We start from the raw sequence: 26,468 nt of genomic DNA, 5'->3' as shown, positions 1-26,468 counted from the left end.
TATACAATTATAGACTTACAAAAAAGACCTACGTAAGCTCACCTGATACATACCATGTATCGCAAGTTTCCGCAGGTCTTTTAATTATTTATTATTAGAAACTTTCTACAATGTCACCACATTGCATGCTATATGCATATCCTCAAGTCTGTTAACCAGATCCTTATCGGATGTAAGCAATATCGTCTGCTCCGTGTTCACCATACTCATCGCCTTGAGCACTCCCGTGAGCTGACTCTCATCGGTCACATCTATCACATCGTCCAGCACAAGTGGCATTTTCTCGTTGTTAAGTATCTCTGCAACAGCCAGCCGCACAGCCAGATACACCTGCCGAACGACCTCATGTCCCAGGAATTCCGCCCTGAAGAAATGGTCATCCTTTTTCACTGCAACATGCATCTCATCATCGAGCTTTGCCTCCTGATACTGTCCACCGGAGAGTGCGCTAAGAATATCCGATACTCTGCCGTCTATACCGGCAAACAGACCTGAGAACTCCTCCGATATGTCCATTATGGTATTAATAGCCTTATCTATGGCCTTCTTCTCAGTCTCAAGCACATCATAATCGACAAATATGGCGTCTCTCTTCTCCTTGAGTTCATAGTAGGCATCCCTCTTCTCTATGGCATCATGCTCCTGGAACTTGAACATATCAAGCTTCCTGTCATGCTCCTCCTGAAAAGCTCTGTCTATCTCAACGCGAACCGTCCTCGACTCAGTTGCTCTTCCCATCTCATATATGGTTCTCCTGAACTCCTCCTCAGACGGAAGCTTATCACCGTCAAATGCGCCTTTCCTGAACAATCCATCTATGATGGTTATAGCAACAAACGCAATCGTACATATCGTGAATAGCTGCTGTATGGACTTCTGAAAACCAACAAGGTGAACCACTAGCATGACCACTGCAACAACCAGTATTCCTGTTGCCATTATGACAAATATATTGTCCGTCAGCTTCTTGTCCTTCTTCTCCTGCTTCTTTTTCTCCTTCAGCTCGTCCTCATCATCTATAGCTTCAACCTCGAGGAATATTCTGCTTCGCTCCCTGTCCTCATCATCGTCAGGGATCTCAGCATCCTTTTCATTCACAAGCTGCCTTGCCTCTCTCTTCAAACGTGCGATCTCCATATTATAAGCATCAAGCTCCTCACGTCTGGCAGTTCGGATGTCTTCAAGCTCCTTATCAACTTCACCCAGCTCATCCATCTGGGCTTCCAGCTCTTCTATCTGAACCAGATACTTCTGATTGTCATATTTCTTCTTTTCGTTCTCAAGATACGCCACTGCGTCTGCTCTGTTTATTCCGCTGCAGCCCGTCTCCTTCATATTCTGAAGATACTTCTCAAGTCTGTCACACAAAGCTTTGTCATCTCCGCCCATCTCCTCCGGCGGATCAACACACATCGCATCCACAAATGTGCTCTTGTCCATATCAAACAGGACACCTCTGTAGGAATTCTTAGACACAAGTCTCTCATCCTTACCACTCTCTATATCAGTGAGCGTTGCACCGTCCGTGGACATGTTGAAATTTCTCTCCATAAGATGACTCTTTCCGGCATTTGTCACCTGTGCCTTTCCGGCATATCCATTTCCACCGGATGGCTTTCTTAATGCAAAATTGTCTCCCCGGGCTCCAAGACCCTTGGTTTTATTCATACCATACAGTATACCGGACACAAAATCCCTGATCGTACTCTTGCCGGCTCCGGGCTCTCCATAGAGCACATTCAAGCCTTTGTCCAGCTTTATTTCTTTGTTATTGAATTTTCCAAATTCTTTCAAAAAAAGTTTATTTATATACATTACTTTTCTCCAGTTGCTATGATCGCCTCAAGACCATATTCAAGTGCCTTTTTGCTGACCTCGTCATCCTCACCGGACAACTCAGCGATAAATCTTCCAAGTACATTGTGCTCATTGTCCCTCTTGAGACCATCAGCATTGTACTCGAACATCGTATTATCCACAACCTCATATATCTTGTAATCCTGAGACACATCATCAAACTGAGGTCTCACTCCGCGCCCCTTCTGACCCTTCAGGATAACCCGATATATGTTCTGCGTTCCCATCTTATCGATCTGTTTCAGAACAGCATGCTCGATCTGTCTGTCAGTATATTCCGGCTTTATCTCAAGTCCAAGGTTGATGTAATTCCTGCAGGCAACAGGCTCCCACTTTATCCTTGTCTCTCCGTTTATTATCTGTCCATAAATAAAGCCATGCTTTCCTGTGTCAGAAGGTGACAAAGGCTCCGGCGATCCCGGATATGCCATACGGTTCTTCACCATGTGCTTCGGCTTTCTCAGGTGTCCGAGTGCCACATAGTCAAATCCTGTGTCAGCCAGCTTTCGGAAATTAAATGGACTGTGGCTGGCATCTCCTCCATGCATGAGAAGTATATTGACAGCGCCTTCCGTCTGGGCATCTATCCCCTCTGAGAAATCCTCCGTGTATTCCGCCTGTCCATAGCTGAAACCGGTCACACAGGTATTTATATCTTCAAAATACGCATTGCTGAACTCCCCAGCCGGAAGAAGCACTGTGTTCGATGTGAACTCATAATTCTCCGATGGAGATCCACTTTCAATGTAATCACTACTGCCCGCAATGATCACCGTTCTTGTATTTGTAAGTTTTGCAAGTCTGGCATCAAGCTTTGCAAGATCCGCTGCCTTCGGCGCACTGTGATACAGATTGCCGGCAATGAGGAGCAGATCTACCTTTCTCTCCTCCGCAATATCCAGGATCCTGTCAAATGTCTCTTCTATCTCTTTCGCACGGACATCGCTCCAAGGCTTTCCCTTGTCAGGAATCATCCCCAAATGCACATCCGAAACATGAATAAATCTCATATCCTAACCTCTAATCTATAGTTAAACTGCCATTTTCTAATAGCCCACACTTAGTCCACTATTATATAATCATCAAAAGTTTAACCCAAATCAGAGAAAAAAACAACATAAGCTATGTTAAAACTTTGTGACATGCAGATACTTCTCCCTCGTGGCAAGCCCTCCTCTTATATGTCTCTCCGCCTTGTTGGCGTCCAGCACCACCCTGGCCTGGGCCGCCAGCATGGGTCTTATACGGACCAGCCGTTCCGTTATATCCTTGTGCACCGTTGATTTGCTTATACCCATCTTGTCCGCTGTCTGTCTCACAGTCGCCCTTGTGTCTATGATATAATTTGCCGCTTCGATTGCCCGCTCTTCTATGTAATCCTTCAAAGAAAAAGCCCCCGCATATTCTGTTTTTACAGTTTATGCGGGGGCATGCGGTTTATGTACATTTAATCCTGATTTATGGGGATCAGCACAAGTGTTTCATATTCCCCATATGTATTCTTTATCTCCATTATTCCATTGTACTTGTCCATGGTATTTTTCACATTTTGTATACCATATCCATGAGTCATATCCTTACTGCCGCCCACGTCAGACTGTGTACTGCTATTTTTCACATCTATTACCAAATGCCGATCTGTCTGCACTATTGCCAGCTTTATATATACCCCCTCTTTTTCCTTCTGTTTCTTACATGCATTGATACTGTTATCCAGCAGATTTCCTATTATTATACACATATCATAATCAGAGACCATTATTGAATTTTTATCGAACTTAAAATCCGTATGAAATTTCACGCCATTGTTTTGGGCAAATGTATACGCACTGTTCACAAATGTATCAATAACAAGATTTCCTGTTTTTGAAACAACATATTTATTTTTTAATTCTTCCTCATATCTATCACATACTGTTCTTATCCTGTCATATTCTTTCTCTTCTATGCATGACCTTATATAGCTTATATGCTTTTGGGTATCATGAACCATACTGCCAATTTTCTTATAAGAAAGAACCAATTGGTCATATTTATCCGACTGATGCTCCAACTGATAACCAAGCATTGTTACCTGATTTTTCAATTTATAATTATCCACCATGTTATCAAACAGATAATAATTCAAAACATTTAAGACCAGCACAATTATCAGCACAAATATAAATCCATACCCTGACAAAAGCACGATCTGTTCTGGTATTATCAAGTATAGATAACAACTTATCATTGGAGTTATAAGCACTATGACCAACTGTTTAAATGAATATCTACCTGATACATAATTTCTCACTACCAGTATTATGATCAGGACAGGCAGCATAATAAACTGTGCATACATATCCATCACCGAGATCAGATGAGTTATTCCACCGTCATACAGCATCTGATCCGTTGTAATTACCACTACATCAGATAAACCGATGCTCACCAGATAACCCAATACCCATATAATAAACGCAGATATACATTCAGCTATACGGGAATCATATAGGCAAATAAATACGAGCATGATAACTATATGCGCGGACACCTGGCTGACCATTGCTTTCTCCTGTGACACGTCTATCATGAAAAGCTGTCCGCCTCTTGAAGCCAGCTCTGTTAAAATAAATATACCCCAATATGCTATTGTCGATATTCTAAGCGTAGGCTTTCCAAGCCATTTCTCTACATAAACTTTTACAGTCACAGCATCCATAATTGCTGATATAAAAATTAATACTAAATAACTCACCCTTTAACCTCTGATGCTCCCCACATCTGATATAACCGTATTAATAAGACTCTTCCTTACCTCTTCCTCATATTTCCTTGACAACGGAATAATCTCGTTATTATCCAAAACAAGCTCCCCGCCTCTCAAGGTAACTATGTGATCTATATTTACAATATACCCCTTAAAGCTGTATACAAACCTTTTGTCCTTTAACAAGTTAAACCATTTTTTTAAATTTCCTGTAACCTGTATAATCTCTTTTGCAGAATGAATATCTACACTCTTTTGAAATTTTCTCGAGGTTTCTATATACATAATATCAGATATATTAACAACTCTTTCTCCATCTGCCGCTGGCACAATCAACTTATTAAACTCCATGTCCCTTATCTCACGCAAAACCTGAGATAATACTTGTTCCAACTCTATATATTTAAGAGGTTTCTGAATATAATTATATGCATGCACAGAAAAGCTCCGTCCCATATGTCCCGGGTAATTGCTTACAAAAATGATAATTGCATTTTTGTCGTATCTTTTTCGGATAATTGAGGCGATACATATGCCATCCTCCTTCTCCATTTCCACATCAAAGACAAAAAAATCATAATGTTCACCAGATTCCATCTTGTCCAGCAATTCCTGCCCCGTCCTGTAGTTGGCGCATTCAATATCCAGATTGTGTTTAAACGAATACTCCAATATGCATTTTTCTGCAATGTCTATATCCTTCTGCTCATCATCACATATAGCAACTTTTAACATCTTCCGCCTTTCATTTACCAATTAATACAACTTACGTAAATTTTAGAGCAACTAAACTTTACTAATTATAATTTATTAATGATGGGAGGTAAAGTAGTTATACTTATTATTAAAATGGGAGGAAAATTAAACATGAAACACTCTAAATCAATGCTATTATCTATACTAGCTTTATGCTTTATGTTGTTATTACCAACAATAGCCAATGCTAGTTCGAAGTCAATAAGCCTTGTAATGAAAGATACAAGCAAAAGTGCAACAGTAAGCTGTGCTAGTGCACAAATAAACGGTGGAGCGCTAAACGGTGGTACTGGCATAAGATACAGCATAACTGATAATGCAAAATCACAAACCTACATAACTGGAGGATGTATTCCTAATACAAATTTTAATTACATATACTCCTCCAAAACTGGTTATAGCCAAAAACTAACAGTAAAATTATATCAGAACAATACCAGTAAACCTGGTATTGGCTGGGCAAGAATAGATTATTAAAATATTGAAAGGAACCAGGTAATGCTTAAACAGAATTACATACTATTCAGGAAAACTCCACAATGCTTTTGGCCTTCCATCGCTGCTATCATATTTTGTATTTTATACTCAGTATACAAATTCATTGAAGACAGTCTGCTTAGGGAATTTAACTACATTGATATAGTTGAACATACAGATATGATGCTTGGAAATTCCATATATTATTATATTCTGTTTTTGTACTTGTCCTTTGAATACACATCTATCGTAAAAAAAACCAATGTGGTAGAGAGCATAAGCACATACACTATGTCATCAATTAAAAGAGAATCACAGCAACTGCTTATTCTCTCTATCATAAATGTCTTATTATGTATGTGCATGTTAGTTCTATGTATATGCCTTTGTATACTGTCAGGTTCTTCCTCTGCAGACTTTTATATATATACAATTAAGGCTATTTTCACACATGTATTTATGGTTAACACTTGTGCGGTTATGACTGGGCTCATCATATCGTATATCAACAATACTATCCTTGCCTATCTTGCATTATTTGGGTTCACTATAGTTGCCATATTGCAATCGGGTAAGTTCACCTTTCCTGCGGAAGATAAAATCGGCAGTATACAGGAAATATCCAATATATTCTGTGCTTCTCTTACTTATATTCCAGATGAAGCAGCTTTAATTCCTGTAAATATACATTTTCTGTCCAAACCTTTGTATATAGTATTTGGCGTGATCTCCGTATATTTGATCACAAATTTCTTCAGATACAAGAAGTTATCTTTGATTTTTGCCACCATATTTTCAGTGTTATGCTCGTTTTCCTTTATTTATATCTGCAACATCCCATATAATGGTAGTAACCCTGGATACGCAGACGATTCCTCGGATTTATTTGCAAATGAACAGGAATTACTTACTCCAACAAAGGAAATAGATTTTTATGTTACAGAGTATAACATACATTTTGACATAAGGAAGAATTTGATCGCAGATATGTATATGCAGCTATCAGACACCAGTCTCCCTGAATACCATTTTATACTCTGTAAAGATTACAATATCGACTATATAGCAGATGATAAGGATAATGCTATCCGCTATAGCAGAAATGGGAATAAGCTATGCATATACAACGAAGCCGGCAATCTCTCATCCATATACATAAAGTATACAGGAAAATCCTACAATATTTGCTACACAGGGGAAAATGGTGCATATCTTCCTGGGAACTTCCCGTATTACCCAATTGCTGGAAATGGAGACTTATTTCAAAACGGATATTGCCAGCTTCCTAAGGATCTGAGCAGGTTCACAGTATCCATATACTCTGATTTTACTACGTATAGCAATCTCAGCTTGTCCGGTGACACGTTCAGTGGTTTCAGTGATCAGCTAAGCATTGTTTCCGGCATATTTTGGAGAGAACAGATTATTGATAATGTGCGATACATTTTCCCATATATTGGCGCGGACACCGATCCGAGTCGAAACCACTACATAACAAGCCAGATAAAAAAATATATAAACTATACACCTGAAGAAAAGGCAACTGATTATTCCCTTATCGGGAAAACAATCCTGATACAACCAATACACAGAAATGCATATATGTACGGTTCTGACATGGTGATGTTTGATGCTGCAGGTAATTTGGATATTTACTACACCAATTATATACAGACAGGTAATTGGTACAATATTGATTCAATTCTCACCGATGAGGAACTTCAAAAGATTCAGGAAGATGTATACGACGAACTTGGCATCACTGAAACAACAGAATAAAGTAACTTGTATCCGTTCAGATAAAGGGGGATTATTATGCTGGAAATAAAAAATATGACAACTACTTTGGGAGGGAACACAATTCTTCACAATTTAAACTGTAATTTTGAATCAGGAGTACACGGACTACTCGGTCCTAATGGTGCCGGCAAAACCACATTCATGAGATCCCTTATTGGGTTATATCCATCAGCTACCGGAAGCATTCTCCTGAACGGAGCAAATATACATTCTGTTGATATCGGGTATCTGCCTCAGAAATTTGGTCTTTTTCCCGGAATGACCGTAAGAGAATGTATGCGTTATATTGCATTTTCCAAGGGTATTTCATCATGTAGTCTTGATGAAGACATCGAATCAGTTATAGAAAGTGTCAATTTATCAAGTTATATTGACAAAAAGGCTCATACTCTGTCTGGCGGAATGGTGAGACGTGTTGGAATCGCCCAGGCTTTTCTTGGCAATCCCCCTATAATAATATGCGATGAACCGACAGCAGGTCTTGATCCTGAGGAAAGACTCAGATTCAGGGATCTTATAAAACAAACCAATTGTGATGACAAGATAATTATTATATCCACACACATCGTAGACGATGCGGAGTTTTTGTGTGATTATATAGAAATTATCGATCAAGGCTATATAATTGCAAAAGACACTACAGACGGAATCAAAACAGCCATGACCAGGCTTTTGGCTTCCCCTTCTATTGATACCTCAGAGCCTGCATCAGCTGATCCCACTTTGGAAGATGGATACATGTATATTCTTAAGTCTTACAGGAACGGAGTGTAACTATGGTGCAAAGAATACATAACTCACTATTTATATTGCGTAAGGGAATGATACTCTGTGTAATTATAGCTGTTTTAGCTGCTATTACGGGCTTTATGATGATGAAACCCCTTGATCTGCAGGATAAAGAAAACGCACTGCAGCAGTGTTACTGCATAGCATATCCTGTGTGCGTTATGCTGCTATATACAATAACCTTTATGCCGTTTGTATATAGCCCAAGCCGGGAACTTTTTTACATAGCCCACAGAATAAAATGGGTAGAAACAATTATTCCATTTTTATACCTGTCTTTATTAATGTGTGCCATAACATCGTTGTTGTTCTTCAGGACAATTCTCTACCCAGAAAGATTTATAGCCAAAAATCTTATTATAATATATTGCTTCTGCGGTTTATATTACGGCACAGTATATACAGCGAAGAACATCACCATAGCCATCATTTTATCATTTACACTGATCATCCTGTCTCTTAGCGGAGGAAATCTCTTTAATGCTATCATACCATGGTATATTGATGTTCACTCAGTTAAGACTCTCGCCTCTTTTATGAAAGAATACATAATTTTAGGAAGTGCAGGCTGTATTCTGGGATTGTTCAGCAACCACAGATACTCAGATTACCAATAAATATATGCAACCTCTCTTTTTAAGCAATTTTAGGGAATCTCACAACAAATCTTGATCCTATATCCGCTCTGGATATTACCTGTATGGTACCTCCGTGGGCATCAACTATCCATTTAGCGATGGACAAGCCAAGACCTGAGCCTCCGGTCTCATTATTCCGGGCCTCATCCGAGCGGTAAAATCTGTCAAATATATGAGCCAGATCGCCCGGATTCATTCCGGTTCCCTCGTCCTCTATCATATAACTGACATAACCGGGCTCCTCTTTTACACCGAGTATTATGGCCGTGCCGGGTTCAGAATACTTCGCCGCGTTCTGGACAAATATCCTGACGGACTGCTTGATCATCGCCACATCGCCGAGCACACACGCCTCATTCTCAGTGCCCCGGAACTCATATCTGTGGCTCTCGTCTATCATCATGGACTCCTCCCACACTTCACTTACCATGCGGTTGAGATCGGTTTTCTCCATGTTCAGGTGCTGCCTTCCACTGTCGCCCCTTGCAAGGAATAACAGCTGTTCCACAAGCTCCTTCATGTGCTGGGATTCATTTTTGAGTGCCTCTATGGACTCTCCCAGAACCTGTTCATCCTCCTTCCCCCAACGGTCGAGCATGTTCACATATCCCTGGATCACCGCGATAGGCGTCCTGAGCTCGTGGGAAGCATCCGACACAAATCTCATCTGACGTTTCTCATTCTCCTTCATATTCCTGAGCAGATTGTTGAGCGCGATCTCTATACTCTGAAGATCCTTGTCTCCGGTATGTATAACCTGCTCGTCGTCATCCGCGGACAGATGGGATATGGCTTTCTCCAGATCGTCTATCTTGTTGTGATCCATAGGCTCCTTGCTGAGTTTTTCCGCCGTCACCGCCAGATCATTCAGCGGTTTCAATCTTCTTCTGACATCCGCTGTCCTGAACAACGCAACAAACAATACTATAGTCTCCATCCCCAGCAATATAACGCCCGGAATCTCTATGATATCCCAAAGGATCTTAACGTCATATCTGTACTTCTTCTCATCTGACCCTTCTATTATATATTCATACGCTCCGCCATCTTCATTTTTCTCAACGTAATATCTCATTCCACCCACGCCCTGTGGCAGCTGTTTCCTGCCCCACACAGCAAATACACTTACAATAAGAAAGGCAATGACGATATCTATAAGTATCACATTGCCCAGTTCTTTGAGCCAGAAGCTCATGTTGATCCTTCTGGCTATCGATGACATTCTTTTGTTTTCGTTAGTTTTCTTTCCCATGTATTTTCTCTCTATCTGTGCGTATCCGTGTCATGCGGCGCTGGTCTGTCACATATCTGTTTGCTCTGCTACGATATCCGGCTTGTCACATATCTATCTGCTCTATCCTGGCATCCAAAATGGTCATTCTCTGATAACATATCCGACGCCTCTGACGGTGGTGATCAGCTTAACTCCAAATCTGTCATCTATCTTTGTTCTCAGATACCTCACATACACATCTATGATATTGGTCTCTCCCAGGTAATCATATCCGCACACCGCATTCAGCAGCTTTTCCCTGTCCATAACGATGTCCTTGTTTTCCATGAGCGTCCTGAGCAGCTCAAATTCCCTGTTTGTCAGCTCAACTATCTCGCCGCACACTGTAACCTCATGCCTGTCGGTGTCCATGCACACTCCACGGATCTCTATCCTGTGTGTGTGAACCTCTGCAACTCCGCGTCTCTTCAACGCAACCCTTATCCTGGCAAGCAGCTCCTCTATGGCAAATGGCTTGGTGAGATAATCGTCTGCACCGGCATCAAGACCAGATACCTTGTCCATGACCGCATCTCTCGCGGTCAGCATGATGACCGGCACATCACTCTCCTTGCGGATTCTTCGAAGCACCTCCAGACCGTTGAGTCCCGGAAGCATCACATCCAGCACCACGAGGTCGAAGCCACCGGACAGAGCTTTGTCCAACCCTGTTCTTCCATCAAATACCTTCTCCGCCTCGTATCCCTCATGCAGCAGCTCCAGCTCCACAAATCTTGCAATTTTCTCTTCATCCTCCACAATGAGAATCTTCTGTGCCATATCTTTTTCCTTTCTTTTATGACGGACGCTTGTTATTGACGTCGGACTTAAGGTTGTCTACTGAGTCGGCTACTTTGTCACATGCGCTATTAAGGTTTACGTTGATGTCGCCTATTCCTTCAAAATGGTACCTGCACTCACAGAAGAGACCTACAACAAGAAGTGGAAGCACTACCCAGAATGCAAGTATGAGTGCGATCACAAGCACCAGAACCGGAACGTTTATCATGGTCTGGCCTCTGCGTTCTACTATGAATGTGCTATCCACACTCTTCTTTAACACCTTGCCGCACCATTTGAAAAATTTGTCCATCATCTGTCCAAACGTCACTTTATTGCAGTCATTTGTATATGTCTGCTGTGCCTGCTCGAACTCTGTTGATGTCTTCTGTTCCTCGCCTGTGGTAAAGCTCTCCACCTCAGGGGCTTTCACCTTATCAAGCTTCTCAAGATAAATGATCGCATCCAGCAGATCGTAATCGCATGCCTCAAGCGCATTCTTTGCATCCTCGTAACTTACGCCTGTTTTTTCTCTTAACTTTTCTACCTTTTCCAGTTTATCCATAATCTTTGCACCCTTTCTCATTATCTTAGTTTCATCGTCTTCCGATGATCTGTCATCTTTCTTATCGTTTGCTGCTGATATCATCAACTGATGTTATTACTATACCAACCGATGATTAATCTAAAATATGAGAAAGATTAAAATCAGGTTAATTTTATAATGAATAGAAGGATATGTCAAAGTTTGTTCCCCTTTTTATCTCGCTGCTATTTTTTACTATAAGTTAACTTATATTTATTTTATATTGTATTAAATTAGCTTTAAGTGTATAATTTGTTCAAAAGGAGGTTGATTACTATGTCCGATATAGAATTTGAAAGAAGAATGAATGACCAATTTGCAAAGAATCTTTTCTTTTTTCTTAATAAATATCAATATACTCAAGCTGCCTTTGCTAAGCAGATGAATGTCAGCACTGCAACTGTGTCAAATTGGTGTAACGGGCTAAAGTCTCCCCGAATGGACAAAATTGACCACATGTGCGCTATTTTCAATTGCTCTAGGTCTGATCTTCTGGAAGAAAAAGATATCATAAGAAGCCAAAAGAAATCAGAGGCATATGCAATTCCTGTATTTGATTATATATCATGTGACAAAACATTTTGTTCAACCGAAAAGATTATTGATACAGAAGAAATACCCGAAAGTCTTGCTAAAACTGGCGAATTCTACGCTCTTAGAATAAAGGGGGATAGCATGGAACCCAAGATCAGCAGCGGCGACGTTGTAATTGTCCGTCAACAGGATGATGCAGACACAGGGGACACTGTTATTGCTACAATAGCTGGTGAAGACGCCGTGTGCAAACGCCTGAGAAAATATAAAGAAGGACTGGAACTGATTTCCACCAACCCCAGCTATGCACCGCTCTATTTTGACGATGAAACCATAAAAAATAAACCTGTCAAGATCATTGGTAAGGTAGTGGAGTTAAGGGCAAAATTTTAATGGATTGGAGTGATTATTATGCTTTTTTATGTATATGATGAGAATACTTCCTCGACTGCTCCTGTTGAGGTATCAGATATACCCGAGTTAAGCGAACAGGAACTTGAATTTATATATGATGATAAAATCAGAAAAGTATGGCACTCACAGGAGGAGGAATGGTATTTTTCCATAATTGATGTAATTGACGTTTTGACCGATAGTTCCGATCCAAAACAATATGTAAAAAAGTTACGATCCCGCGACCCAGAATTATCAGCTAACTGGGGTACAATTTGTACCCCTATTCAAATGATAGCCGCTGATGGTAAAATGCGTAAAATCCAAGCAACAAACACACATGGGTTATTGAGAATTATCCAGTCCATTCCGTCAAAAAAGGCTGAGCCATTCAAGCAATGGCTGGCAATGGTGGGCAAACAACGTCTGGACGAGGAAGTTGATCCTCAGATTGCTATAGATCGTGCTATAGAATCATACCGCAACAAAGGATATTCTGAAGATTGGATAGCCCAGCGTATGCGTGGGATAGAGATTCGTAAAGATATGACCAATGAGTGGAGGCGTGCCGGAATTACCGATTCCAGACAGTATGCTTCTCTTACAAACATACTTACTGCCGCATGGTCAGGAAAGACAGTGAAAGAATATAAAAAGTTTAAGGGACTGAAAAAAGAAAATCTCAGAGACAATATGACTAACACAGAGCTTGTCCTGAATGCTCTTGCAGAGATATCAACAACAGAGATATCAAAGGCAACTAATCCTCAAGGTATAACCGAGGCCACAGATGCTACCATCCAAGGTGGCAATATTGCCAGAAATGCACGTGAATCCCTTGAAAAGCAGATAGGGCGCAGCATACTATCCCCATTAAACTCCAACACTCCCAAGCTGCTTGATGACAGCAAGGAAAAGTAATATAAACCGAATATGTCACAACTATAAAATGCGTATGAATCCTCAGACAACAGTCTCGGTTATTCATACGCATTTTTATCTTTTCCATATCACACCGTTCCCGCAGCAATCTTCGCCGTGGACTTCTTCACACAGTAAAGACATGTCGGCAATATATAGATGGTCGCTGTGACCCACGCTGTCTGGTCAGCAAAACAGATGGCCGTGAATCCAAATGTTCCGACAAATCCCAGGCTCACTATAATCCTGGCCGCCATCTCTGTAACACCTGAGAATATAGCCCGACCGGAATATCCAAGTCCCTGTGTCACCATACGCGCCACGTTCAGTATACCGAGACTCCAGTAGAAGAATCCCATACATCTGAGGTATTTCGCAGAGGCATCAAGTACGTCGACTGCGCTCTTCTTTACAAATATCATTGAGAGCGGCCTGCCAAAGAATATCATGATAAGTCCTGCTATCAATCCATATCCCACTGCGACTGCTATCGCCTGCCACAAGCCCTGTTTTATACGTTTTGCCTGTCCGGCGCCAAGGTTCTGGCTGCAGAACACAGATGCCGCCGTTGCAAATGCATCAAATGGACACATAGTGAACTGCTTTATCCTCATACCGGCTGTGAAGCCTGACACATACAAACTTCCCAGCTTGTTATTTGCAGACTGCATGACCATACTTCCTATGGCAGTTATGGAAAACTGCAGGCCTGTCGGAATTCCCATGACGAGAAGTTCCTTCACTGCAGATCCCTCTATCTCCCTGTCCTCCGCCTCAAGATGCATGATCTGAACCTTCTTGAAGATATATACAAGACACAATATTCCACTCACCGCCTGTGCCGTGATGGTTGCTATAGCCGCACCGGCGCAGTCCCATTTGAGGACAACTATGCAGAACAGGTCAAGGAATATGTTGAGTATTGCCGAGAACGCCAGAAACATGAACGGCGTTCTGCTGTCTCCCAGAGACCTGAGCACACTTGACAGATAGTTGTACATGAGTGTGAACGGAATTCCCAGGAATATAACTATAAGATAAGCATATGCCTTGTCATATATATCCTGAGGAACCGAAAGCAGATGAAGTATCTGATTACAGCACACCGAACATACAATCGTGACTATCAACGCTATGATGCCCGTCAGCACCGCGCCGTTAAATATATACTTTCTCATCTTGTGCAGATTATTTGCACCAAAATACTTTGCAACAGGAACACCAAATCCTGCGCAACAGCCCATACAGAATCCCAGAACCAGAAACTGTATACTGCTGCTTGCTCCAACTCCCGCCAGAGCCTTATCTCCCAGTATCTGCCCCACAATAGCCGCATCTATTACGTTGTACGTCTGCTGGAGCAGATTGCCGAGCAAGAGCGGGGTGGCAAACTGCAGCATCAGACTGAGGGGCTTACCGGAAACCATGGACTTAGCCATGTCTTACACCTTCCTTACATTATTGATGTGACGGTGAGTTGCCAATTTTTTCTTTGAACACAGAGTTGCTATACATATCATTCGCTGGGTCGCTTCCGCTTATTTCGCCCTGCAGCGGTACTAAGGTGCCGCCTCACAGCGCCACCTAAGAACCGGCGGGCTCAAATTCCCTGCTCACGATATGTATAGCAACTCTGTGTAACAACTTTATTGTGACAACTCACCTGTTAGATGAATAATAACTACGTATGTAAGTCGGTTTCAGACTTACTTTATGTTTATTATCCTTATCTCTTATAACAGTTTTCCAGCCAAAGCTTCGAGCGCTGCCACATCCGACTGCTTGAACGCGGACCTTATGGTCACATGCTCATCCACGATCTCTATATCCTTCATCGCTGCCATCTGCTCTTTCATGAGTTTCGCCGCCATTGGTGCCCATGAACCATTTTCAATGAAAGCGACCTTTCTCTTCTGGTATGCCTTCATCTTCAAGTGGTTGATGAAATCCGCCATGACAGGCATCACACCGCCATCATATGTAGGTGCTGCAAGCACAAGTCTGTCATACCTGAAAGCATCCTCTATACACTCCGCCATATCATCCCTTGAGAGGTCTGATATCGCAACCTTTGGCGCCCCCTTTGCCTCAAGTATCTCCGCCAGCTTCTTTGCCGCCTTCTCTGTGTTGCCGTGGAGACTGCAGTATGCGATGAAGATTCCCTCATCCTCAGGTGTGTAGGTTGACCACAGCTGATATTTGCCTATGTAATATTCAAGATTCTCTGTGAGTATAGGTCCGTGAAGTGCGCATATCTTCTGTATGTCAAGTCCTGCTGCCTTCTTCAGAAGTGCCTGTGCAGGCATTCCATACTTTCCTACTATATTGAAGTAATATCTTCTCGCCTCGCATGCCCAGTCCTCGTCGGTATCCAGAGTGCCGAACTTGCCAAATGCATCCGCTGAGAAGAGTATCTTCTCACTCTGTTCATATGTGACCATAACCTCAGGCCAGTGGACCATAGGAGCCATGAAGAACTGGAGCGTATGGCTTCCAAGTGAGAGTGTCTGTCCCTCTGCAACGGTCACGCTTCTGTCTGCCACAGGAACCTCAAAGAAGTTTGGAAGCATTGCGAAAAGCTTTGCATTTGATACAATCTTGATATCCGGGTATTTTGCAAGCACATCACCAAGATTCACCGAGTGATCAGGCTCCAGATGTGAGATTATGAGATAGTCAGGCTGCCTGTCTCCAAGCACCTCTGCCACATTTGCAAACCACTGGTCTGCGCACTTTGCATCCACCATATCCATGATGGCTATCTTCTCGTCCATGATGACATAAGAATTGTACGCTATTCCGTTTGGAACTATATACTGGTTCTCAAAAAGGTCTATGTCCTTGTCATCCACACCTACGTAAAATACTGTGTCAGTTACATTCTTAAGCATTGTATATCCTCCTTTTGATCCTAAGTATCTAATATAAATAATCCACGTTGTGTCCACATGATAAAATAATCGTTGCGACAGCTGCACTTGTGCAGACTATCATAATGACAGTTAATTATAACATACTAAATGAAAATAGAGAATCAGCACATAAGATCTGATTCTCCATTTTTTGATATTTTTTTATCATTGTCTGCTTACCCTTCTCTGCATCTTCTCCTGATACATACTGTGATCCGCTTCCCTCACATACTCTTCAAGGGTTTTATCACCATCCGGGTCTGTTATAACATAGCCTATACTAAACTCCAATTCAAACGGAAGCTTCTCCTGCGCAACTATCTCCCTGGCTTTCTCAAGGATTGCCGTCTTTCTTTCCTCAGGAGGTTCCGCCTCATCGTATATAGATATGGATACAAATTCATCTCCGCCGTATCTAACCGGAATACTGCTTATTCCGCCTCCGCCTGCTATGGCTCTTGCGGCACTCCTTATAGCTTTGTCTCCGTACTCGTGACCATAAGTGTCATTTATATATTTGAGCTTGTCCATATCGGCAAACATTATGAGAAGCGCCCTGCCCTGGCCCGCAGCCTTGTCAAATGCCTTTGCGGCGATCTGTCTCATACCCTCCCTGTTGTATATCTGGGTAAGTGGATCCTTTATGGATATTGCCGTAAGCTCCTGATTGATCTGCTCGAGTCTCCATTTGTTGAACAGATTTATCATGGCTACATTCACTTCGCTCATTACAGTTGACCAAAGCTGCTTATCCATAAGGTAATATCCATTTTCGACACAGCAAAACCCAGCTGCCTTTTCTCCAAAATGAAATGGTGCAAATAAAAATATATTGCCGCCTACCTCATCATCCAGAAGAGGAAACATACTATGGTATGTATCGTCACCGTCATCCGCTATGCCCTGCCTGTACACGATCTGCATTCTCTGAGGATAGCCCTTCACAGCAAATACATCCTCATCGTATGCTGCTGAGAGAGTCGGGCCAGCTCCCCCCATCTCCACAAGAGATCTGTCGACAACCATAACGCATTTCTTACACTCTGCCTGTGAATATGCCGTCTGGACACATGGATAAAGGCCACTGTAATCACCACATTTGCTGAGCAAATGCGTGAAGTCAAGTGTACTCTCATCTATCTCCTCGCGTTCCACAACTCCCATTATATAATTCTTCAGGTACTGTCTGCCGTTCAGCATGGCATCCGCGCCGCAGCCACAGCTCTCCGTGAATATACAATTATAATCTATATAGGAGCTGGTATCCGGATTGTTTCCCGCCCATATATTCAACATGATCTCTGCAGCCTCAGCTCCGATCTTCTCACGGATCCTGCTCACCGTTGTTATGCGCGGCGTATAATACGCTGCTTTATCAAAGTTGTCGAATCCTGTGACCTTAAAATCCTTGGGTACTGAAAGTCCAAGTGCTTCTGCTCTGTTGCACACACCCACCGCCAGATTATCATTTGCACAGATTATTGCATCCGGAAGAATCTTCCTCACTATCTCCCGTTCTTCCAGCCTTCTCTCATCCATCTCCGCATTATTCGAAGCCTCGGCATCCGGAGCAGAATCAGCAAAACTGCCGCTGGTTATCTCACCGTACACCTCCGCAGGACCGCCGTAATCCGGTCCGTCCTTCTCATGTTTTATACACGTATGTCCATGCGCTCTGAGCAGCTCCTCGAATCCCGTCACGCCGTCATTGAAACTAAAATCTCCAAACAGGACATCCTCATCATCCACAGGCAGACCATATTCATCCATACAGTCCCTGAATGCACGGCATCTCTCCTGAGCCTCATAGTTGTCCTTTGGTCCGGCAAGATACCATACCTTCTTCGCACCATGTTTCTCTATCATATGCCGGGTCATGTCATACATAGCATCATAATTGTCTATACCCACAAAATGCAGACCATCAAAAGCAGTCTCGAGGCTTATAGCCGGAACTCCGCTCTTCCTTATCCTGTCCAGCAGTTCCGCCGTGACTTCCGGATATTTAATATTGTTGACAGATATTATGATCCCATCAAAGTCTGTCAGCTCCGGAAGATTGTATATATTGTATTCTCCATAGCTGTAACCGTCGTCCCTGTTCCAATTGCCATTGCTGTTGAATATGTACAAATTCACATCAGCCCTGGCTTCCTTTATCTTCTGCATAAATCCCAGCGGCCAGGCGTAGGTGAAATACCTCTTCCAGCCATCCATGAACAATGCTACTTTTTTCATACCTTACCTCCTGATCAATCAGAACAACCCGTCCTGTCCCCCATCTGTAAATTTGCCAAATATATTAAAAGGGCGCATCTGTATATATTATACACAGACCCGCCCAACCAAAACATATCCAAATGTATCAAAAATATGTACTTTACTATCAGAAACCACGGGGACGGAGGGGACAGACACCTCCGTCCCCATAATTCACTTAAGTGGATAGTCGCTGTGCAGCGGCTTGTAATCACGTATAGTCTTAAGTGCCGGCAGAGCATGTCCGTCATAATCAAAAAGTGCCTGATTTGCCCATTCATTTCCGCATGGTCCAGACTCCTCTATATATGACAGAGCACCTTCCGTAGCCCAGCCGCTTCCCGGTACTGGTATCCAGCCTGCCTCCCAATAATAAAAGCCATCACCACCAGGAACATCATCTATCAGTTTCATTATGTCGTTCATAAATTCCGCCTGTCCCTCAGGTGTCATAGGGTAGTCAAGATTCTCCACCAGTGAAGGTTTTGTGGCATAGCCCTTTCTATCGTCAGGCCCCAGTTTCTCATAGTCAGCATAGTCCTCCATGGTAAATCCCATGGAAACCTCAGCAATAACTATCTTTTTGCCATATCTATCCGCCATATCCCGCATATTTGCCTCCAGCTCCTTCATGGTTCCATGCCAGAACGGATAATACGACATTCCAATTATATCAAAATTTTCTCCTCTTTCCATGTAGTGGTCAAACCAGTCCACATACATAGGATTGTTGCCACCATTGTCGAGATGTATCATGACCGGAATATCAGAGCCAACCGATCTGACCGCCCTTATTCCTGCGCTCACAAACTTCGCGATATTGTCATATTCTGGTTTCTGCCCAAGCGGCCACATCAGTCCGTTTGTAAGCTCGTTTCCAACCTGAACAAGCTGAGGGAGAACGCCCGCATCTTTCATCTCTAAAAGAGTCTCCCTTGTGTAGTCGTACACAGCCTGCTCAAGCTGATCCGCATCCATGCCTCTCCACGCCTTGGGCACCCTCTGCTTGCCCGGGTCAGCCCAGAAATCACTGTAGTGATAATCAAGCAGAATGCTCATTCCATGATCCATAGCGCGCTTCGCGAGTTTCTTGTATACCTCAAGGTCATTTGTGCCCGCACCATAAGGTACGCCGTCCTCCGTGTACGGATCATTCCACAGACGAAGTCTCACAGAATTCACACCATAGTTCTTAAGTATGTCAAATATATCTCCCTGCACACCATTGTCATAATATTTCGCACCCAGCTCTTCAGCCTCGGCAACAGCGGAGAGATCCACGCCCTTTATATAATCTGCCATATTTTTGTCTCCTTCACCTGCATTTATTTTACTGCCTGTTATAACCAAGAACAGCCGCCGAAGAAAAATGTTCTGCATACTCCTGATGTACCAGTTCATCTTCATCTGTCGGCGGCCTTCTATCAAGATGACATCTGTCACCTAGTCGTCAAATGTAATCCTGTCATACATTCTTCCATATTTTATTCTGATGAGCTCGTTCTTTGCCAGAACGTCCTCCTCTGGTCCAACATACTGACAACGGATACAGTAGTATTCCTTCTTGTCCTTATCATAGAACATATCTATATCCAGATCTCTCATGAAACACATTGGACATCTGTAATTTAATTTGCCTTTTCCAGACTGAGCCATGTTGAAAATACCTCCTTATCCTTAAGTGTCTTTGTATAACCAAGAGTGAACATTGGCGAGAACGCATATCCCTCTTTGAAATATCCTGTTGCATCGCTGCCAGATGCTCCCATGGCAGCCTTTGTCTCGATCGCAGGTATAACTGCTGACACCTCATCGGCGCCTGCGAGATCCTCTTCTCTGCACTTGTACTCATATGTGAGTGACTTGCTCTCTGAAGCATTCTTTGCTGTGAGAGTGATTCCTGTCATGTCCTCTGGGTACTCTGTTGTACCGTAGCATGCCACCATGTACTCATTGATCTCAACCTCTGCATCAGGGTTGCTCATCTCGAGGATAGTTCTTTCATGTCTTATCTTGGATGAACCCTCCTCAAAATATATCTTTGTCTGAAGTTTAACTGTCAGATCGTAGAACTCGATGTCAACCGGGTCAAGTGTAAGGATTCTTGTGCTTCCCTCCTGCGAGAATGTTGCCTTTGTTCTGCACAGACAGAGGTCGACCTCCTCACCCTTGTAGCTGATCTTGGCACTTCTCACAGTACCCTCTCCGGCATAGTGTGTGAAATATCCTGCTCTGTACTTCTCCTGGATCAGGAATGGATATGAAGCATCCTGAACATGTGGAGTTCCGATACCTACAGGCCAGTTGAGCTTTGCAGCGTATGGTCTGAGGTCAACGATCGCACCGCCCTGATCCATGTTGATCTGGGCTCTCATGTATGGATCGCAGTACCAGAATATCTGCTTGTCTGATCCGTACAGTATATCCTTCCAAAGAGCACACTCAGGCTCCTCGTATGTCTTGTTCTCTCTGTAGAAGTCAGCAAATTCAGCCATTGTCATGTCGATACATTTGCCTTCCTTCTTCAGGTCGCCATAATACTTCATTCCATCCTCGTAGCTCTTCTTGAGCAGCTCGTATGGAGCCTCCCAGCGTCCCATCTTGTTCAGCCAGCCTGGTCCAACGAACATCATGTTGTATGAATATCCATTGTTGAACTTAGCCAGATGACGATACTGGTCGATCAGGTTGTACAGATATGGGTACTCCCATGTCTTGCTGTCATAGATCATTCCACGGAGAACGTTCTGTGGATGTGTACCAAAGTTAGAACCATTTCCATCATAGCATGCCAGCAGATCTCTTGAAAGATGCGGGATGGCAACGATTCCGCTGTCCTCAGCCTCATTTGCTGCAGGTGCATGTGTGTTCTGCTTTGAAGGTATCCACGGATTCCATGGGCCGCCATCAAACAGTGTGTACCATGAGTTGTTACATGTGTGGTAAGCCTTAGGGCCCTCCTCCCAGCATGTTGCAACTGCACACTTGACTGATGGATACTTCTCCTTGATGTAGTTTGTAAGCTCAGCATCCATATAGTATGAACCTGTAGACACTGGATAAAAGCCAAATATATCATGGAACTTTCCAAATACGTCATCGACGATATTCTTCTTGTCCTCCATTGAGAACATCCAGATACAGAAGTCCTTGGTCTTGTACTTCTCTCTGAACTCTGTGCAGGGAAGTCCGAGAAGTGAGAGCGCTATCTCATCTCCATACTTCTCATGATGCTCCTTGGCGAGTGATACAGCCTCCTCATTGAAAAGACTGGCATATGTCATCTGAATAGTAGTCTTGAGTCCGTTCTTGTGAGCTGTCTCCTGCTGGAACTTGAATATGTCCAGTGACTCTGTGAGGAGAGCTTTTCTTCCGATATCCTCTGCCTGACCATGGCCTGTAACCTTCTCGGCATACTCAGGAACCATCTCAGGACGATGGATAATGTTTACAATAAATGTATTCTCCATATCTTAAATCTCCTATTTCATATATGTTGTAACCTTTTGATCTAAAGATGATCGTCCCCAAACAAGTGACAATATCCTCATTTTTCATCCTGTCAGCCCTATTTTAGGGCTAATTATAGCAGGCATCCACACCACCATCCATATGTGGTCCATCCGGTACGCAGACACCTGCCCAAAATAAATTTTCTCATTTCTCTCGGACCGCCGCCTGTAAATTCTGCCGGTCTCAGCCACAGCGGCGTCCGTCCGCCTTAACCCTTTACAGAACCTCCAGTTACACCCTCTACATAGTACTTCTGCATGATGACGAACAGTATTGAGATAGGGATAGCTACCACGATACCGCCGGCGCAGAATACTGAGAAGTATTTGTTGACCAGTGATTTTTCAAGCATATTGTAAAGACCTATAGCTACTGTCCAGTCCTTCGAAACTCCTGAGTTGAGCATAAGCTTTGCGAATACAAAATCGCCCCAAGGTATAAGGAAAGAACTGATTACCTGATACACTACTATTGGCTTACACAGAGGAAGAATTACCTTCGTAAATATCTTTGCCTCCGAAGCGCCCTCAAGTCTGGCAGCCTCCTTAAGTGACATTGGTATTGTGTCCATGAATCCCTTCATGATGAGGAATCCAAGTCCCGATCCCGCTGAGTAAACTATGATCATACCGAAATGGCTGTTTGTAAGTCCCAGCATCTTCAGGATAAAGTAAATTGCTATCATGAGAAGTGGGCCAGGGAACATGTTCAGTATCAGTGACGCACTCATGATCTGTTTTCTGCCGTTGAATCTCAGGCAGCTCATCGCATAGCTGACCATAATTACAAATATAGTAGAGATGATACATGTAAATACTGCAATAATAAGTGTATTCTTGAACCATGACACATACTGCACAACCGAGTCAGGTCTTGTAATCAGCTGAACAAAATTGTCCATAGACCAGCTCGTTGGGAAGAAATGCGCTGTATTGATTCCCTTATATCCGCTGAATGAAGTGACAATCAGCCAGATGATCGGAACCAGCCAGATAACTGCGAGGACAAGTAATACGATATGTTTAACGATTGAACCTATTGTTTTCTTCATTACTGGTACTCCTCCTCTTTATCTCCTGCAATCATTCTTGAGAATGATATAAGTGTAAATGCTGCACATATGATAAATACTATGATACCGATAACAGATGCCATCTTGTAGTCGTAGTATTCATTTGTAAGTCTGAACAGCCATGTAACAAGAAGGTCAACTTCCTTCGCATGCGAATTGGCGAGAGCCTGATTCTGTGTGACGAATACATCCTGTGTGAGCAGGTAGATTACGTTGAAGTTGTTGATGTTCTTTACAAAGTCTGTTATAAGTGCCGGGCCCTGGATGAACAGGATATATGGCATTGTGATCTTCCAGAACACCTGGAAATTTGTTGCTCCATCGATCTTTGCACTCTCGATCTGATCTGTAGGTATGTTCATCAGAACGCCTGTTGCGATCAGCATCTGGTATGGAACACCGACCCAGATATTGATGAGAATGATCATTACCTTTGCCCAGTGAGGATCAGTCAGGAACGGTATATATGTAAGATGCTCACCGACAAGTCCTGCATGCTTAAGCAGGTCTGTGATACCGATATTTGAGCAGATAGTGTTCACAATACCGGAATCAGCGAAGAAGTTTCTAACCAAAAGCAGTGTTACGAACTGTGGAACTGCTATTGATATGATGAAAAGTGTTCTCCACATCTTTGGCAGCTTGGTTGTCTTGGAATTGATCGCCTTGGCAAGAAGGATACCGCCTATGAATGTGGTAAATGTCGCCATGACCGCCCATACAAGTGTCCAGCCAAGAACCTTTCTGAATGAATATCCAAATGTTACTGTCATGCTGTTTGAGAACAGGCTTGCAAAGTTCTTGAAGCCCACCCATGTAAACAGTGAGTTTGGTGGAAGGTGCTGCTGATCATAATTGGTAAATGCCACCGCTATAAGAATAAGTATCGGCAGAATATTCATTATGACTACACCAATTGTCGGAAGTGTGAGAAGTGTTATGTGGAACTTCTCGTTGAAGAGTGCCTTCATATCTTCCTTGAATGTATTTATATGTTCTCCATTTTCCTTCATCTGCTGAAGCTTGTACACTGTCTTGATATTGTGAATGTAGAAAAGCACGAATATAAGAATGATGAACAACGCAACCACCGAATTGAGAAGGATCTGGAAAGAATTGTCGTAATTATTAGTAGTTGTCTGCATGGTGAGTGGATCAAATACCTGCTCAAACTTTACAGTTCCAAGAGTTCCAAATTTGGCAAGGTTTGGTGCCGCATAGCCTACGCACATCAACACAAACGCAGCCTCAACGATGAGCATGATCAAACCATTGACGATCTGCTTTCTTGCGAAGTAACCTGCACCCATGATAACCGCTGAGAGCTTAACCCATATATCACCTTTTGCAAAAGCAACACCAAAATTCTTGAAGTATCTTCCTATGGCTTTAAAGAATCCTGATATTTTCTTCATGAAAAAGCTCCTCTCTTTTTAAAATGCCCCATATGCCACGAATGACATATGAGGCATTCTCATTATAACCTATAAATATTATTCAAAGTACTTCTTATTTAAAATTACTCCTGTGATACAGGTGCATCAATTCCTTCTACAGCGTTATCGAGAAGTTTCTGAAGGTCTGTTCCGTCTGGATTGCCCTGTGCAAGGATTGAACCAAGTGTCTCTGCTGGTGTCCAGTAGTTACCACCTACACGCTGTGGTGTTGCATATGCTGCCTGAGCTGCAAGAGCTGATATAGCTGGATCAGCCTTAACTTCATCTGACTCTGAAGCGTTGATGTTTGAAGGGCCAAGACCTCTCTGCTTAAATCTTGTAACCTGTGTATCCTCTGATGTAAGATACTCAGCAAGAAGCATTGACCAGCCTACATTCTTTGAATGTGGGTTTACACCGATAAGCTTGCAGCCTGAGAATGATGCCATCTGAACCTGCTTGCCTGCAACTGTGTATGTAGGAAGCTTAGCTGCTGCATAGTTCTCGCCCCATGCTGCCGCAGCGTCTGCTGCTCTCCATGTTCCGTTAACTGCTGCACAGATTGTACCCTCAGCGATCGCTGTTGCCTGTGTAGGATCATCCATATCTACAAATACGCCAGTCTTGAAGAGATCAAGGATTGCCTGAGCTACATCTGTACCGCCTGCCTGATTCCAAGTACATGTATTTGTAAGTCCGTCATCGTTAAGTGTAAGGTCAAGACCTGCTCCCTGGAAGAATGAGTATACATACCAAGCATCTGATACGTTCATAGCGATCTTCTTGTTTGCCTTCTTTGCTGCCTCGATCATGGCATCCATCGACTGAACATCATCCTCTGTGAATACTGATGAATCATAGAACATGAAGTATCCGTTGTCTGCTGTCATTGGATATGCATATAATGTTCCATCAACAGAAGCTGCCTCTATAGAAGCTGCCACATTCTCGTTTGCAACATCAAAAGTGTATGTAGCCTGTACCGGCTGAAGTGCACCAGCCTTAACCAGCTCATTGATCTGATCATCAGCAAATGCGAATACATCAGGAGCAGCCTCAACGTCTACCAGGATATCATCCTTTGCCTTTGACTCAGACTCGGCTCCGAGTGTGATGTTGAAGTCAACATCTGAATACTTTTTCTTGAATTCTTCAATAACCTGTGTTGTGAGATCCTGATCTTCCTCAGAAGCCCATACCGAAAGATCTACAGTTCCTGTTGTTGCATCAATTAAGTTCTGAATTGCATCATCTGATGCTGCAGCCTGTGTTGTGCTGTCGCCAGCAGCTGCTGTTGTTCCTTCGTCCTTTGAATCTGCGTTGCCACATCCCGCAAGGCATCCTGCCATCATCGCAGCAACAAGTGTTAATGATAAAACTTTCTTTCTCATTCTTATGTCCTCCTCTTTAAATAAATAATAAGAAAATTAGTTGCTCTTTTTGTTTCCCGTGCGCAATCGGTTGTTCTTTATGGTTATATATTATCAGTTCTGTTTATTGTTGTCAACTACTAATTCATATAACTTTCAAAATAAAAAAATGTACATTTTGCACAAGTCACTTTGTTTGGAAACGTTTCCATGTTCGTTGTATTTTGCGCACCCGTTTGCGTTGCACACTATATATGGTAATATTTGTTAATCATCTGCAATCCCATATGTGAGATTTTCATGTTTCATTTCCTTTTCCAGCCATTATTACACTCATTTAGGCCGTTTTTTCA

At 42.7% G+C, this 26,468-nt stretch carries 23 protein-coding genes; 6 read left to right on the top strand and 17 right to left on the bottom strand.

Translation table 11 applies throughout. The features are described 5' to 3' along the window. Nucleotides 1–105: 105 nt before the first annotated feature. From DWW70_RS07670 to DWW70_RS07650, 5 genes are all read right to left on the bottom strand, one after another. Nucleotides 106–1,815 carry an ATP-binding protein gene (locus tag DWW70_RS07670; RefSeq protein WP_118649585.1) on the bottom strand — a complete coding sequence of 570 codons (1,710 nt, stop codon included), beginning with the start codon at nucleotides 1,813–1,815 and terminating at the stop codon, nucleotides 106–108. Beyond that, a complete protein-coding gene (locus DWW70_RS07665) occupies nucleotides 1,815–2,867 on the bottom strand; it encodes a metallophosphoesterase family protein (protein WP_022217036.1) in 1,053 nt (350 codons plus the stop codon). Before DWW70_RS07665 ends, DWW70_RS07670 begins: the two co-directional genes overlap by 1 nt. Before the next feature lie 117 nt (nucleotides 2,868–2,984). Continuing rightward, nucleotides 2,985–3,242, bottom strand: coding sequence for a sporulation transcriptional regulator SpoIIID (gene spoIIID, locus DWW70_RS07660; RefSeq protein WP_055222251.1), 258 nt, complete (start codon nucleotides 3,240–3,242; stop codon nucleotides 2,985–2,987). Nucleotides 3,243–3,304: 62 nt separating this feature from the next. Continuing rightward, a complete protein-coding gene (locus DWW70_RS07655) occupies nucleotides 3,305–4,594 on the bottom strand; it encodes a sensor histidine kinase (protein WP_022217038.1) in 1,290 nt (429 codons plus the stop codon). 3 nt (nucleotides 4,595–4,597) lie between these two features. Further along, the gene (locus tag DWW70_RS07650; RefSeq protein ID WP_118649584.1) at nucleotides 4,598–5,341 is read right to left on the bottom strand and encodes a LytR/AlgR family response regulator transcription factor; all 744 of its coding nucleotides are present in this window, start codon (nucleotides 5,339–5,341) and stop codon (nucleotides 4,598–4,600) included. 132 nt (nucleotides 5,342–5,473) lie between these two features. Between DWW70_RS07650 and DWW70_RS07645 the strand changes: the two genes are divergently transcribed. Genes DWW70_RS07645 through DWW70_RS07630 form a run of 4 tightly spaced genes read left to right on the top strand, consistent with a single transcriptional unit; the run spans nucleotide 5,474 to nucleotide 9,045 of the window. Beyond that, nucleotides 5,474–5,839 (top strand): hypothetical protein, encoded by a 366-nt coding sequence (locus DWW70_RS07645; protein WP_118649583.1) that lies wholly within the window; start codon nucleotides 5,474–5,476, stop codon nucleotides 5,837–5,839. A 21-nt stretch (nucleotides 5,840–5,860) separates the two neighbouring features. Continuing rightward, the gene (locus tag DWW70_RS07640; protein ID WP_118649582.1) at nucleotides 5,861–7,618 is read left to right on the top strand and encodes a hypothetical protein; all 1,758 of its coding nucleotides are present in this window, start codon (nucleotides 5,861–5,863) and stop codon (nucleotides 7,616–7,618) included. Between the two features lie 36 nt (nucleotides 7,619–7,654). Next, complete coding sequence (locus DWW70_RS07635) at nucleotides 7,655–8,413, top strand: ATP-binding cassette domain-containing protein (RefSeq protein WP_022217041.1); 759 nt, start codon at nucleotides 7,655–7,657, stop codon at nucleotides 8,411–8,413. A gap of 2 nt (nucleotides 8,414–8,415) precedes the next feature. After that, entirely contained in the window at nucleotides 8,416–9,045 is a 630-nt protein-coding gene (locus DWW70_RS07630; protein ID WP_015534560.1) for a hypothetical protein, read from the top strand. 19 nt (nucleotides 9,046–9,064) lie between these two features. Here DWW70_RS07630 and DWW70_RS07625 read toward each other — a convergent pair whose 3' ends face one another. The 3 genes from DWW70_RS07625 to DWW70_RS07615 form a co-directional block, all read right to left on the bottom strand. Continuing rightward, nucleotides 9,065–10,318, bottom strand: coding sequence for a sensor histidine kinase (locus tag DWW70_RS07625; RefSeq protein ID WP_118649581.1), 1,254 nt, complete (start codon nucleotides 10,316–10,318; stop codon nucleotides 9,065–9,067). Between the two features lie 123 nt (nucleotides 10,319–10,441). Further along, nucleotides 10,442–11,119, bottom strand: a complete 678-nt coding sequence (locus DWW70_RS07620; RefSeq protein WP_055147401.1) for a response regulator transcription factor — start codon at nucleotides 11,117–11,119, stop codon at nucleotides 10,442–10,444. Between the two features lie 16 nt (nucleotides 11,120–11,135). After that, nucleotides 11,136–11,684, bottom strand: coding sequence for a DUF4342 domain-containing protein (locus DWW70_RS07615; RefSeq protein ID WP_243017692.1), 549 nt, complete (start codon nucleotides 11,682–11,684; stop codon nucleotides 11,136–11,138). A gap of 297 nt (nucleotides 11,685–11,981) precedes the next feature. On the opposite strand from DWW70_RS07615, the gene DWW70_RS07610 reads away from it, so the two are divergent. Continuing rightward, nucleotides 11,982–12,632: a LexA family protein gene (locus tag DWW70_RS07610; protein ID WP_187115862.1), complete on the top strand. Its 651-nt coding sequence runs from the start codon at nucleotides 11,982–11,984 to the stop codon at nucleotides 12,630–12,632. Between the two features lie 18 nt (nucleotides 12,633–12,650). Further along, entirely contained in the window at nucleotides 12,651–13,553 is a 903-nt protein-coding gene (locus DWW70_RS07605) for a BRO family protein (RefSeq protein ID WP_118649579.1), read from the top strand. Between the two features lie 89 nt (nucleotides 13,554–13,642). On the opposite strand, the gene DWW70_RS07600 is transcribed toward DWW70_RS07605, so the two are convergent. From DWW70_RS07600 to DWW70_RS07560, 9 genes are all read right to left on the bottom strand, one after another. Then, complete coding sequence (locus DWW70_RS07600; RefSeq protein WP_118649578.1) at nucleotides 13,643–14,992, bottom strand: MATE family efflux transporter; 1,350 nt, start codon at nucleotides 14,990–14,992, stop codon at nucleotides 13,643–13,645. A 294-nt stretch (nucleotides 14,993–15,286) separates the two neighbouring features. Further along, on the bottom strand, nucleotides 15,287–16,444 hold the full coding sequence (locus tag DWW70_RS07595) for an FprA family A-type flavoprotein (RefSeq protein WP_118649577.1): 1,158 nt from the start codon (nucleotides 16,442–16,444) through the stop codon (nucleotides 15,287–15,289). A gap of 186 nt (nucleotides 16,445–16,630) precedes the next feature. Then, nucleotides 16,631–18,703, bottom strand: coding sequence for a diguanylate cyclase domain-containing protein (locus DWW70_RS07590; RefSeq protein ID WP_118649576.1), 2,073 nt, complete (start codon nucleotides 18,701–18,703; stop codon nucleotides 16,631–16,633). Nucleotides 18,704–18,898: 195 nt separating this feature from the next. Further along, on the bottom strand, nucleotides 18,899–20,026 hold the full coding sequence (locus tag DWW70_RS07585) for a glycoside hydrolase family 53 protein (protein WP_118649664.1): 1,128 nt from the start codon (nucleotides 20,024–20,026) through the stop codon (nucleotides 18,899–18,901). Between the two features lie 141 nt (nucleotides 20,027–20,167). Next, the gene (locus DWW70_RS07580) at nucleotides 20,168–20,380 is read right to left on the bottom strand and encodes a hypothetical protein (protein WP_015534553.1); all 213 of its coding nucleotides are present in this window, start codon (nucleotides 20,378–20,380) and stop codon (nucleotides 20,168–20,170) included. Further along, on the bottom strand, nucleotides 20,353–22,194 hold the full coding sequence (locus DWW70_RS07575) for a hypothetical protein (RefSeq protein ID WP_055147383.1): 1,842 nt from the start codon (nucleotides 22,192–22,194) through the stop codon (nucleotides 20,353–20,355). The genes DWW70_RS07580 and DWW70_RS07575 overlap by 28 nt, the downstream gene beginning before the upstream one ends. Before the next feature lie 251 nt (nucleotides 22,195–22,445). Next, on the bottom strand, nucleotides 22,446–23,288 hold the full coding sequence (locus DWW70_RS07570; RefSeq protein WP_118016979.1) for a sugar ABC transporter permease: 843 nt from the start codon (nucleotides 23,286–23,288) through the stop codon (nucleotides 22,446–22,448). Beyond that, the gene (locus DWW70_RS07565) at nucleotides 23,288–24,724 is read right to left on the bottom strand and encodes a carbohydrate ABC transporter permease (protein ID WP_118649575.1); all 1,437 of its coding nucleotides are present in this window, start codon (nucleotides 24,722–24,724) and stop codon (nucleotides 23,288–23,290) included. The genes DWW70_RS07570 and DWW70_RS07565 overlap by 1 nt, the downstream gene beginning before the upstream one ends. 104 nt (nucleotides 24,725–24,828) lie before the next feature. Continuing rightward, nucleotides 24,829–26,136, bottom strand: coding sequence for an extracellular solute-binding protein (locus DWW70_RS07560; protein ID WP_118649574.1), 1,308 nt, complete (start codon nucleotides 26,134–26,136; stop codon nucleotides 24,829–24,831). Nucleotides 26,137–26,468 lie beyond the last annotated feature (332 nt).

Source organism: Coprococcus sp. AF16-5 (genome assembly GCF_003479365.1).
Classification (GTDB): domain Bacteria; phylum Bacillota; class Clostridia; order Lachnospirales; family Lachnospiraceae; genus Coprococcus; species Coprococcus aceti.
Note: the sequence above shows the minus strand (reverse complement) of the source record. Positions and strands in the feature narration are given on the sequence as shown.

Excerpts from the sequence above, each read along its gene's own strand:
- DWW70_RS07670 (WP_118649585.1), bottom strand. The coding sequence starts at position 1,815 with ATGTATATAAATAAACTTTTTTTGAAAGAATTTGGAAAATTCAATAAC.
- DWW70_RS07665 (WP_022217036.1), bottom strand. The coding sequence starts at position 2,867 with ATGAGATTTATTCATGTTTCGGATGTGCATTTGGGGATGATTCCTGAC.
- DWW70_RS07650 (WP_118649584.1), bottom strand. The coding sequence starts at position 5,341 with ATGTTAAAAGTTGCTATATGTGATGATGAGCAGAAGGATATAGACATT.
- DWW70_RS07645 (WP_118649583.1), top strand. The coding sequence starts at position 5,474 with ATGAAACACTCTAAATCAATGCTATTATCTATACTAGCTTTATGCTTT.
- DWW70_RS07640 (WP_118649582.1), top strand. The coding sequence starts at position 5,861 with ATGCTTAAACAGAATTACATACTATTCAGGAAAACTCCACAATGCTTT.
- DWW70_RS07635 (WP_022217041.1), top strand. The coding sequence starts at position 7,655 with ATGCTGGAAATAAAAAATATGACAACTACTTTGGGAGGGAACACAATT.
- DWW70_RS07630 (WP_015534560.1), top strand. The coding sequence starts at position 8,416 with ATGGTGCAAAGAATACATAACTCACTATTTATATTGCGTAAGGGAATG.
- DWW70_RS07625 (WP_118649581.1), bottom strand. The coding sequence starts at position 10,318 with ATGGGAAAGAAAACTAACGAAAACAAAAGAATGTCATCGATAGCCAGA.
- DWW70_RS07620 (WP_055147401.1), bottom strand. The coding sequence starts at position 11,119 with ATGGCACAGAAGATTCTCATTGTGGAGGATGAAGAGAAAATTGCAAGA.
- DWW70_RS07615 (WP_243017692.1), bottom strand. The coding sequence starts at position 11,684 with ATGGATAAACTGGAAAAGGTAGAAAAGTTAAGAGAAAAAACAGGCGTA.
- DWW70_RS07610 (WP_187115862.1), top strand. The coding sequence starts at position 11,982 with ATGTCCGATATAGAATTTGAAAGAAGAATGAATGACCAATTTGCAAAG.
- DWW70_RS07605 (WP_118649579.1), top strand. The coding sequence starts at position 12,651 with ATGCTTTTTTATGTATATGATGAGAATACTTCCTCGACTGCTCCTGTT.
- DWW70_RS07600 (WP_118649578.1), bottom strand. The coding sequence starts at position 14,992 with ATGGCTAAGTCCATGGTTTCCGGTAAGCCCCTCAGTCTGATGCTGCAG.
- DWW70_RS07595 (WP_118649577.1), bottom strand. The coding sequence starts at position 16,444 with ATGCTTAAGAATGTAACTGACACAGTATTTTACGTAGGTGTGGATGAC.
- DWW70_RS07590 (WP_118649576.1), bottom strand. The coding sequence starts at position 18,703 with ATGAAAAAAGTAGCATTGTTCATGGATGGCTGGAAGAGGTATTTCACC.
- DWW70_RS07585 (WP_118649664.1), bottom strand. The coding sequence starts at position 20,026 with ATGGCAGATTATATAAAGGGCGTGGATCTCTCCGCTGTTGCCGAGGCT.
- DWW70_RS07580 (WP_015534553.1), bottom strand. The coding sequence starts at position 20,380 with ATGGCTCAGTCTGGAAAAGGCAAATTAAATTACAGATGTCCAATGTGT.
- DWW70_RS07575 (WP_055147383.1), bottom strand. The coding sequence starts at position 22,194 with ATGGAGAATACATTTATTGTAAACATTATCCATCGTCCTGAGATGGTT.
- DWW70_RS07570 (WP_118016979.1), bottom strand. The coding sequence starts at position 23,288 with ATGAAGAAAACAATAGGTTCAATCGTTAAACATATCGTATTACTTGTC.
- DWW70_RS07565 (WP_118649575.1), bottom strand. The coding sequence starts at position 24,724 with ATGAAGAAAATATCAGGATTCTTTAAAGCCATAGGAAGATACTTCAAG.
- DWW70_RS07560 (WP_118649574.1), bottom strand. The coding sequence starts at position 26,136 with ATGAGAAAGAAAGTTTTATCATTAACACTTGTTGCTGCGATGATGGCA.